This window comes from Isoptericola sp. F-RaC21, assembly GCF_038593535.1.
Lineage (GTDB): Bacteria > Actinomycetota > Actinomycetes > Actinomycetales > Cellulomonadaceae > Isoptericola.
Genome location: NZ_JBCFYX010000001.1, coordinates 135468 through 146037, shown reverse-complemented (window position 1 = coordinate 146037; position 10570 = coordinate 135468). Strand labels below are relative to the sequence as shown.

The 10570-nt window shown below is 67.0% G+C and carries 6 protein-coding genes; 5 read left to right on the top strand and 1 reads right to left on the bottom strand.

Annotated elements, in window-relative coordinates; all coding sequences use genetic code 11:
* Positions 1-29: 29 nt before the first annotated feature.
* Both AAG589_RS00675 and AAG589_RS00670 read left to right on the top strand, forming a co-directional pair.
* On the top strand, positions 30-2204 hold the full coding sequence (locus AAG589_RS00675) for an AAA family ATPase (RefSeq protein ID WP_430565325.1): 2175 nt from the start codon (positions 30-32) through the stop codon (positions 2202-2204).
* Between the two features lie 2 nt (positions 2205-2206).
* Positions 2207-3271: a 5-methylcytosine restriction system specificity protein McrC gene (locus tag AAG589_RS00670; RefSeq protein WP_430565324.1), complete on the top strand. Its 1065-nt coding sequence runs from the start codon at positions 2207-2209 to the stop codon at positions 3269-3271.
* A 59-nt stretch (positions 3272-3330) separates the two neighbouring features.
* Here the strand turns inward: AAG589_RS00670 and AAG589_RS00665 are convergent, their stop codons facing one another.
* Complete coding sequence (locus tag AAG589_RS00665) at positions 3331-4167, bottom strand: hypothetical protein (RefSeq protein ID WP_430566199.1); 837 nt, start codon at positions 4165-4167, stop codon at positions 3331-3333.
* A gap of 156 nt (positions 4168-4323) precedes the next feature.
* Here AAG589_RS00665 and AAG589_RS00660 point away from each other — a divergent pair, with 156 nt between their 5' ends.
* The 3 genes from AAG589_RS00660 to AAG589_RS00650 are packed head-to-tail and all read left to right on the top strand — an operon-like array spanning position 4324 to position 10495.
* Positions 4324-5619 carry a DUF6361 family protein gene (locus AAG589_RS00660; RefSeq protein ID WP_430565323.1) on the top strand — a complete coding sequence of 432 codons (1296 nt, stop codon included), beginning with the start codon at positions 4324-4326 and terminating at the stop codon, positions 5617-5619.
* Entirely contained in the window at positions 5619-7412 is a 1794-nt protein-coding gene (locus tag AAG589_RS00655; protein ID WP_430565322.1) for a phospholipase D family protein, read from the top strand. Before AAG589_RS00660 ends, AAG589_RS00655 begins: the two co-directional genes overlap by 1 nt.
* Positions 7409-10495: a helicase-related protein gene (locus AAG589_RS00650; protein ID WP_430565321.1), complete on the top strand. Its 3087-nt coding sequence runs from the start codon at positions 7409-7411 to the stop codon at positions 10493-10495. The genes AAG589_RS00655 and AAG589_RS00650 overlap by 4 nt, the downstream gene beginning before the upstream one ends.
* Positions 10496-10570 lie beyond the last annotated feature (75 nt).

Genomic DNA, 10570 nt, shown 5'->3' with positions numbered 1-10570 from the left:
TCGTGCGGTCACCTCTACTCTCGGGAGACATGACGACGTGGGGTGTGCACAACGATCGCCCGGAGATCGACCCAATCGCGGACGGCGCCGTCCGGATCGGCTGGGACGAGGTCGGGGACCTCACGCTGATCGAGCCGAGTCGCGACGCCTTCAAGGCAGCCGTCGCGGCCCGCATGCCCGAGGTCGGCGAACCTCAGATCCCCTCAGCTGCCGGGACCCTCTACCGCTTCGTCCACGAGCTGCACGACGGCGACGTCGTGGTGTGCCCGAACAGGAAGACGAGCACCCTCGACATCGGCACCGTCACCGGTGCCTACCAGCACCACCCCGAGAGCGCTGTCCATCAGCACTGGCGCCCGGTGTCCTGGGTGCGCACCGGTGTCCCCCGCACGGAGCTGTCGACGGCGGCTCAGAACGAGCTCGGTTCCGCGACCACGCTCTTCACCATCCGCACCGGTGCGGACGAGATCGGGCACCTGATGAGCGCACCCGCGCACGACGACGAGCCCGACTTCGCGTGGACGCGGTTCTACGCGCCGCTGGTCGACGCGCTCCTCACCTATCGAGATGACCGGACGACGCTGCTGGAAAAGTTGTGGAACGCGGCGCAGGCGTCGGGACGTCAGGAGCTGTTCAAGTATCTCCGGTCCGATCACTACGTTGACGGCACGAGAGGCCCGATCCGCGACGTCGACCCGTTCACCATCCTCGGCACGTTCAATCGCGGCATCCGTCCGGAGGCTCGCTCCGACATCGCGCGCGCTCTCGGGGACGAATTCGGCGTTCAAGCGCCGTCGCCCACGACGTTCCCGGGTGTGCCTCTGGTCAACAACTTGGCATCCTGGTTCTTCCTCCCGGAGGACGAACGCGACGAGCACGCGATTCCCGCCCTGTGGGAGCTCTGCGTCGCGGCCACAGAGTACGCAGCAGCCGCGACGGAACATTCGCGTGAACGGCTGGTCTCGGCGTTCGACGCCTGCGCCACGGGCAGCACCCGGAAGCTCACCATGGGGATCTTCTGGTCCAGGCCCGAGAGCTTCGGGGCATACGACTCGCTGAACACCTCACTGCTGAAGCAGGAGTTCCCCGAACTGGCCGCCCGGCTCTCGCTCGGGTCGCGCATCGACGGCGAGAGCTTCCTGGCGAACACGGAGGCGTTCGCTGCATGGCTCGTCGAGCCGGGAACCCCGTTCTCGACGTTCGCCGAGTTCTCGAACGCGGCGTTCGAGGCAGCGTCCGTGCCCCCTGGGAATGCCGAGACGTCGACTCCCGGCGAAACGGAGGCCGTCGAGCAACCCTCGGCCCCGAGCACCACCACCGGAGAGTCCTACGGCATCGACTCCATCCGTGAGGACGGAGGGTTCGTCACGGCGAGCGACCTGGAGACGATGCTCGAACGGTTGCGTACGAAGAAGAACATCATCCTGCAAGGCCCTCCGGGTACCGGGAAGACCTGGCTGGCGCGACGGCTCGCGTGGGCGCTGTGCGACGAGCGCGGCAGCACCCGAGTGCAGGTCGTCCAGTTCCACCCGTCGCTGTCGTACGAGGACTTCGTCCGGGGCTGGCGCCCCTCTGCCACAGGCCTCGAACTCGCCGACGGGCCGTTCCTGGACATGTGCGGGCAAGCAGCCCTCGACCCGGAGCACCCGTACGTCCTCGTCATCGAGGAGATCAACCGCGGCAACCCCGCGCAGATCTTCGGGGAGCTGCTCACCCTCATGGAGGCGGACAAGCGCTCGCCCGACTACGCGATGCGGCTGGCGTACCCGCGCGGCGACGAACAGTTCTTCGTCCCGCCGAACCTCCACGTCGTCGGGACGATGAACGTCGCGGACCGGTCGCTCGCCATCGTGGACATGGCGCTGCGTCGCCGGTTCGCCTTCGTCGATCTGGCACCGTCCTTCGGCGAGGACTGGGTCGAGCACGTCAGCGGCCTGGGTTACGACCGCGACCTGCTGGAGGTCTATGGCGCACGGGTCCTGAAGCTGAACGACTCGATCGCCGCCGACAACGCACTCGGGCGGCAGTACGCCGTCGGCCACAGCTACTTCACCCCCGCAACGCGTCTCGACGAGACAGGTCTGACCACGCAGGAGTGGTGGAGCCGCGTCGTGAAGACAGCCGTGCAGCCGCTGCTCGAGGAGTACTGGTTCGACCGCCCGGACCTCGCCGCCAGCGGGGTCACGCAGCTCCTGGGCGGGTAGCCATGCCGGTCCCGATCCCGATCCGGAACGTGTGGCTGCTCCAGCTCTTCGCGTCCTCGCTGTACCGGAGTGCTGGCAGCGACGTGGTCGCGGCGGAGGACAACCCCGAGGATCTGCCTCGGCTCGTCGCCCAGATCCTCGCCGAAGAGGTGGAGCGCCGCCTCCACACGGGGCTCACCGTCGGATTCCGGGCTGCCGGTCGCAACGTGCGCCGCGTGCGCGGGCGGATCAACCTGCTGACCACAGAGCGCCGCCAGCTGTTGCGACGTGGCCAGATCAACTGCACCTTCGACGAGGTGGTCCACGACGTGCCGGTCAACCGGCTCGCCCGGGCCGCGCTGGAGACGGCGGCCAGGCTGGTCCCCGACGAACCCAGGTACCGCTCGCTGGCCCTTCGCCTCAGGTCGGCCGGCGTGGTCGGCCCGTGCCCACCGCTCGGGTCGGTGCCCTCGATGCGACGTCAGCGACTCCTGGCCCATGACCGGCTCATGATCGCCGCGGCCGAGCTCCTGCTGACCCTGACGATCCCCTCCACGCACGCCGGCGACAAACTGTTGCCCGCCCCGCTGCTCGACGACGCCTACCTGCGAAGGCTCTTCGAGCATGCGGCGTTCGGCTTCTACCGGCACCGCCTCTCACCCGCGGGCTGGAAGGTCTCTCACGGGACGAGGCTGAAGTGGCAGACGTCGTCGCCCTCTCCGGGCATCTCGGCGATCCTGCCGGGAATGCAGCTCGACGTGGTGCTCGATGCTCCGATGACGCCGGGCGAGTCTCGGCGCCGCATCGTCATCGACACGAAGTTCACGTCCATCACAAAGCCCGGAAACTTCGGCGCGATGACGCTGCGTAGCGGCTACGTCTACCAGATCTACGCGTACCTCATGTCTCAGGAGGGCCTGGAGCCCGACGTCGCCACCGAGGGCCTCATGCTGCATCCCGCCGTCGGCGAGCACGTGGACGAGGAGGTCGTCGTCCAGGGGCACCGCATCCGGTTTGCGACCGTGGACCTCGCGGCGGATCCGCACACGCTCGCCGAGGGCTTTGTCACCGCCCTGTCCGCCGGCTGACGCGGTGCAACGACGCCTCGGGTCGAACATCTGAGAGCCCTGTTCGAGCGCACGTTTCCCTACAGGTCGAAGGCCGCGAAGATCGGGCGGTGGTCGCTGTGCAGTGGCCAGTGCGGGTCGGGGTCGGCCCAGCAGTCCCGGAGCCTCTCGCGCAGCGCCGGCGTGGCGAGGAAGAAGTCCAGCTGGTGCGGGCGGTTGGTGGGCTTCGACTGGTAGAGAAACGTGTGGACGTGCCGACAGGCAGGGTCCGGGCACGGACACCGTGCGAGGCGCGGCTCGTCGTCGCGACGAAAGGGTCCGCACGTCTCCAGCCCGTAGGCGGCGAGCCGCTCGAAGACGGTCATCCCGCGGCGGCCCCAGACGGTGCCGTCCGAGTAGGAGTAGAGGTTGAGGTCGCCGGCGACGAGCACGTAGTCGTTCGCGCGCTCCTGGAAGACCGGCGTGAGGTCGGAGATCGCGCGATGAAGCGTCGCCTCCGGGAACATCGTGCCGCTGTCGAGCATCCGGTCCCAGATCCCGTAGAGGCTGATCACCGTGACTCGCGGACCGCCGTCGATCGCGACGTCTCCGACGGCGAACTGTCCCGGGTGGCTGCAGGCGAACTCACCGTCGACCACGTCGTGGAGCTCCGTGGGTTCGCGCGGGACCACCACACCGTCCCGGCTGGCGAGAGCGGACGCGAAGTTCCGCCGGGTCGGCTTCAGCGTGCCGTCCGCCGCCCGGTACCGCCCCGGGACCGTGATGCGCCATCTCTCCTGCTCACCGATGGGCGGGTGCACCTGCCACCCGTCGAGAGCGGAGGTCGGTCGGCGGGCCTCCTGGAGCAGGGCCACCGAAACATCCTGCTCGGCGGCAAGCGCGTTCAACCTCGGCCATGCGCTGTCCCGCTGGTTCATGTTCCACGACATGATCGTCAGCACGCCTCGATCGTGACGTGCCCTCGCAACGGTGTCCATTGGTGGCGGCGGGATCTGTGAACTGTCATCGCGGCAGGCGTCGCGGATGCAGGCTCCCGCGCGAATCTCGCGGCAGAGTCTCGTAGCCTCCGAACTATGGCGAGCGGCGTAGCGTGGCTGAGTTTCGATGCAGAGCAGCAGCGTCGTACCCAGCTGATGCTCGCTGCTCTCTCAAGCCAGGGCACGGTAGACGAGCTCGGATTGGGCATCATTCGAGACCTGATCGCTCGCGCCCTCCATCCGGGATTGACCGTGCTGCACCGTCGGGCCAAGTACCTCCTCTTCATCCCCCGCGACTACCAGCGCCTTCCTGCAACGTCGGTCGAGAAGATGTTGGCCGAGGGCAGACGCGCCGAGGCGCGAACGATGAGGGCCCTCGTCGATCACTACCGCGGCCAGCCGAACGACGGCGACGACTTTGGCATCATCGGCCGGCGTCAGGGAGAGCTCACCCAGCAACTCCCGAGCGCCATGTACTGGAGCCTCCTACGCCAGTTGGGGATCCTGCGCGAGCCGGGCTCGCTCGCCGACTACTGCCGTCGCCGGGTCGACGCGGCCAAGCACCACGCCGCACGCAGCGCCCTGCACGAGGAGGGCGAGGTGCTCGAGGCTGATACCGGTCCTTGGGCGGAGCTGCCCTCAGGAGAGCTCGACGGCTTCGCGCTCAGCCGTGACGAAGCGGAGTGGCTCCGACACCGGTTCCTCGCCTCCGAGGACCGTTCCGACGACCGGCGTTCCCTGGTGTCCTGGCTGCTCGACCCCGCACGTGACGTTTGGTGGACGGACGTCGCGAACGCCTGGGAGCACCCCGATCGGGACAGGTTTCCGGTCGCCACGGCTGAGGCCATGTACCTCGGGCGCGACCTTGACGCCTTCATCCACAGCGCTCGGATCACCTACAACTACCTGTGTGCATTGGGCCGGCCGGACCAGAGCGAGAAGCGCGATGACCTGATCGCCAAGTACGAAGCAGCGATGGACGACTGGCGGGCCTCCATCCAGGCCCACCTCTTCACCCCCACACGGCTCAAGGAGCTCGACACCTGGGCAAGACAGGCACTCTCCGCCGCACGGGCTCCGGCCGCGGCTCACCAGCGCTGGGATCTCACCAATGCCTTCCTCCGCAAGTGGCTCGCAGCCGTGACCGGCACCAGCAATGTCCTCACAAGTCCGAAAGCTGCTGCCGTGCTCACAGAACGCGAGTCCTGGCTCAAGCAGAGCCGAGCGCGACTCGGAAACCCCGAGCTGCTGCGTGCCTGGGCCGGCGATTCGGGCTATTTCCATCTCGACTACAACTGGTCGATCGCCATGCTGATCTGCGGTGATATCCACGGTCACGGCAAGGATGACGGCCTCGGGACCGCCCGACGCATGAGAGACGAGGTTGCCTGATGCTGGGCCTCGATCAGACCGCCCTCCTGCTGGACGGATTGAAGCCGCCGGCCGGCATGGAGATCGACGCCGCAGTGGGAACCACGTTCACCCTCGACCTCACGGCGCTCCTGGCGATCCCGGTCGCGGCCACTCTCGCCTCCGGCGAACAGGACGGCGCCGACAGTGCAGACCTGTTGGAAGTCGTTCGACGCCACGCCGATCGCACAGTTCTGTTCTGTCAGGCCGGAGCGATCTCGGTTCCTCCGAAGTATCGCGCCGCACTGACCTTCGTCGAGCAGAGCGTGGTGGAGGCCCGCAAGCCACCCGGCGGGATCTTCCATCCGAAGATCTGGGTGGTCCGCTTTTCGAGGGCTGGCGTCTACAGCCACCGGGTCCTGGTGATGAGCCGGAACCTGACCTTCGACCGGTCGTGGGACGTGGTTGTCCGGCTCGATGAAGAACCCGACGCAGTGCGAACCATGGACAACGGGGGCGTCGTCGAGTTCGTCCGCGCGCTCCCCTCCTTCGCGGCGCGCGACGTCACCGAGGTCCAATCGAATCTGGTGGCAGATCTCAGCAGCACCCTGGCGACCGCGACGCTTGCCGTCCCGACTCCGTTCGAATCTGGGTCCTTCGCCCCCCTCCTGAGCCGCAGAGACGGCCAACCGTTCCGCGGCACTTGCGACCACGCCCTCGCCGTCTCCCCCTTTCTCTCGGAAGACGCCGCACGGTCGTTCGTCGACACGGCTACCAACCGAGCGGTGGTGATTGCGCGGCCAGCAGCACTCGACGCATCCGCCGACGGGGTGCGGGGTGCCCACCGCGTGCTCCGCATGAAGGACGCAGTGCTCGACGCTGAGCGCACGATCGATGACACCTTCGACACAACGGCCACGGATGACTCTGGCAGCGGAGCAATGCTGCAACTGCGCGGCCTGCATGCGAAGACGTATGTCCAGGACCATGGCGATTTCGCATCGTGCTGGATCGGCTCGGCCAACCTGACAGCCGGGGCGTTCTCGACGAACGTCGAGATGCTGGTGCGATTGACGGGACCAGTAGGAGACGTCGGGGTGGATTCCCTCCTCTCGCCCAGCCCGCAGAAGAACAACCTGTCGTGGTTCGTCGAGGAGCATCCATTGCCGGAGACCAGCAAGGACTCCGACGCCGAGGAGGGCCTCAGCGAGCTCGAGGGCCACGCCTTCGACGTCGCCTCCGGCCAAGTCACGCTGACCCTTACTTCAGCCGGAGAACACTGGGATGCCGAGCTGGGCATCACGCCGTGGCAGCTCCCGGCAGGCGTGTCCGTCCGTGCCCGGCTGCTGTCCCTCGGCACAGACCAGGGCGTCGAGGTGGTCCAAGGAAGTGCCTTCTGGCCTGCCATCCCGCTGTCGCTGATTACTCCATTCGTCGTGCTGGAGGCTCGTGTTGGCGGCCAGGTACGACACGTGCTCGTGCGCGCCCAACTCGTCGGCGACCCCGAGGACCGTCGACGTAGCGTGATCGCCAACGCCATCGCTTCTCGAGACGACTTTTTTCGCTACCTTGCCGCGCTCCTCGGGGCCGAGCAGGGGTTCGGCTCCGCAGGGATGGGCGAAGGACTGTTCACCGGCGGCTGGATCGGCGGCGGATCGAGCCGGGTCCTTGAGAACCTCCTCGTCACGGCGTCACGCAACCCCGACCGGTTGGCATCGCTCGATCAGACGTTGAAGCAGCTCCGTGACCGTTCCGACGTTGCCGAGATCGTCCCGGAGGACTTCCATCAGCTCTGGGACGCCGTCTACGCCGTCCGCAAGGGGGCGATCGGATGAGCAAGCGCGGAACCCTCCCTGATCGAGAGCTCGACGCGGCCACCGCTGGCCTGAAGGAGTTCCAGCACGCGACCATACGAACGGTCGTCGAAGCCCTCTACGAGCAGGGCAGACCGCGGTTCCTGGTCGCCGATGAGGTGGGCCTCGGCAAGACTAAGATCGCCAGGGGCGTCGTCACAGAGACGATCAGTCGGCTGTGGAACCGTGCCGACATCGACCGGATCGACATCGTCTACATCTGTTCGAACAGCCAGATCGCGCGTCAGAACATCGAGGATCTTCGGGTGATCGGCACCACCGCCCGCAGCGTCGACCGCATCACGATGCTGCCCAGCGCACTTGCCGACCTGGCCAAGGCACCTGTCAACGTGGTCGCGTTCTCGCCGCACACCTCTCTGAAGTTCGGGCAGGCTGGCGGACGCGTGGGAGAGCGGGCGATGCTGCTCCACCTCCTTTCACACCCGAAAGCAGCAGGCTCGATGATGTCGCGCTCCGGCGCGACACGAATCTTCGAGCTGTACGCGAAGAAGAGCTTCGACGGCGAGTATGCCTGGGCCCGCAGGGTCCACTTCCCGGACCATGTCGCCGCCGCATATCGCACGATCCTCGAACGTGACTCCCTGCTGGAGAAGCTCGACTACTACTCTGACGGCCGCCGCAACTTCGACACGACGGAGCTCGGAACGTTCGTCGGAAGATTGCGCCGCGCCTTGGCGGAGGCCTGCATCCAGCTCCTCACCCCGGACCTGATAATCCTCGACGAGTTCCAACGGTTCACCGAGATCATGCATGGTCACGGCGAGGATGCCGAACTGGCTCGCCTGCTCTTCGAGCAGCCCACCACCAAGGTGCTGCTGCTCTCAGCCACGCCCTACAAGATGCTGACCAACGCCCACGATGACGAGAGCCACTTCGAGGGCTTCGAGAAGACGGTCAACTTCCTGCTCGGCCCCGGGCAGGAGCATCAGGCCGAGCGCCTGCGCGCGGCACTGGGCGAGATGCGTCGGGGAGTACTCAGCCACCGCGACCCCGCCCGCCTTGCTCAGGCGAAGGGCGAGGCGGAATCGATCTTGCGGTCGGTGATGGTCCGCACCGAGCGCCTCGCGGTGGCTCGCGAGCACGACGGCATGCTCGATACCAGCACCAAGCCCGCCTGCCCCGTGACGAAGGCCGATGTCCACGCCTTCATCGCGACCGACCGCATCACGCAGGTCCTCGACCGGGTGCCCTCCATCGTCGAGTACTGGAAGTCCGCACCGTACCTGCTCAACTTCATGGACGAGTACAAGATCAAGTCCGAGGTGAAAGCAGCATGGGCGAACGGCGACGCCAAGGTGGTCAAGGCACTCGACGGCAAGCACATGCTCGATTGGCCGACGCTGTCCCAGTACGGCGCGGTAGACCCTCGCAACGGGCGCGCGCGATGGCTGATCGACGACCTTCAACGGCACAAGGCTTTTGATCGGCTCTGGCTGCCTCCCGCCCTGCCACAGACTGAGCTCCGCGGCGCATACGCCGACTCGGTCAGGTTCACCAAGCGGCTGATCTTCTCCGGTTGGGGTGTCGTGCCCAAGGCCGTTGCCGGACTCGTGTCCTACGAGTTCGAACGGCGCCACCACGGCGCCAACGCGACCTATCGCCAACCGCACGTTTCGCGCCTCACGCTTCCCGTGTTCTCCGAAGCGACCAGCGAGCGCTACACCACTCTCGCTCTCCTGCTGCCGTGCTTGAAACTCGCCGAGCTAGGCGACCCGCTCCGCGTCGCTCGTGACCGTGGCCTGGCGTTGCCCGTCCCGGTTGATCAGTTGCGCGAGCACGTCTCCGCGGACATCGAGGCAGAGCTGCGCCCACTGCTCGACCGAGCGCCGACCAGCGGACGCCCGCTGAACATCTGGTATGCCTCGGCACTCGCATTCTTGGACCCGGGATTGGTCGACCTCCGTCCGGAGGCCTTCTTCGGTGAGGCACCCGAAGGCAGCCGCGGCCTCGCCGACCACCTCGACGGGCTTCGGGCGGCGATGGGCGACCCGACCGGATGGGGCCCCGCTCCCGCCGACCTGATCGAGAGGCTGACCGACTTGGCGCTTGGTAGCCCTTCGGTTCTGGCGGCGAGAGGCCTGTCGCGCCTGCGAGGGCGCTTTCAGGGCGGGTTCGATGACGTCGCCGTTCGCAGCAGCGCCGCTGCCATCGGCTGGGGTTTTCGGAGCTTCTTCGACACCGCCACCAGCCACGCACTCATCACAAGCTCGTCCCCGCACGGGGACTACTGGACACAGATCCTTCGTCATAGCCTCGACGGAGGCCTGGGCAGCGTCGTCGACGAGTGGTTCCATCTCGTGCCTGACCAATGCCGGCTCGGGCCGTCGTCAGAAGGCGTCCTCCGGAAGCTTGTCGAAGCGATTGTGCGGGTGCTTCGCCTCCAAGACGGCCGCGTTTCGGCCGATTTCTTCGGAGCCGGCGAGCCCGGAGCCGAGCCGGAACGCGAGTACCTCCGAACGCACTTCGCGATGCGCTTCGGCCAAGCACAGGGCCAGACGGCCGACGGCGAGAACCCGGTCGACGTCCGCAACGCATTCAACTCACCCTTACGCCCCTTCGTTCTCGCCTCGACGTCGGTCGGGCAGGAAGGCCTCGACTTCCACCACTACGCGCACGCGATCGTCCACTGGAATCTCCCCCAAAACCCCGTCGACCTCGAGCAGCGGGAAGGCCGCGTCCACCGTTACAAGAACCACGCCGTACGGAAGAACATCGCCGCCGCGCACGGAGCCGCCGCAGAAGTGGTCGAGTCGGACGATCCGTGGACCCGGCTCTTCGAGCTCGCCGACGACGGCGCCGGCGACATGCGTCCATGGTGGGTGTACACCGGCGACGCTGCGATCGAACGGCTTGTCCCGACCTTGCCTCTCAGCGCCGAGGTCGCACGCCTTCAGGAACTCGTCAGGGCCACCAGCCTCTACCGGATGACTCTTGGCCAGCCCAGGCAGTCCGAACTGCTCGAAGTTCTTGCGGGCCTGTCCCCTGCGGAACAACAACGTGTCCGCGATGCGATCTCGATTGATCTCGCTCCATCGGCCAGATGATGGGCGGCAGCTCCGCACGGCACCACGAATTACCCGCACGCGCAGGCCGCGACAACGGCGGATCTGCCCCCTGCC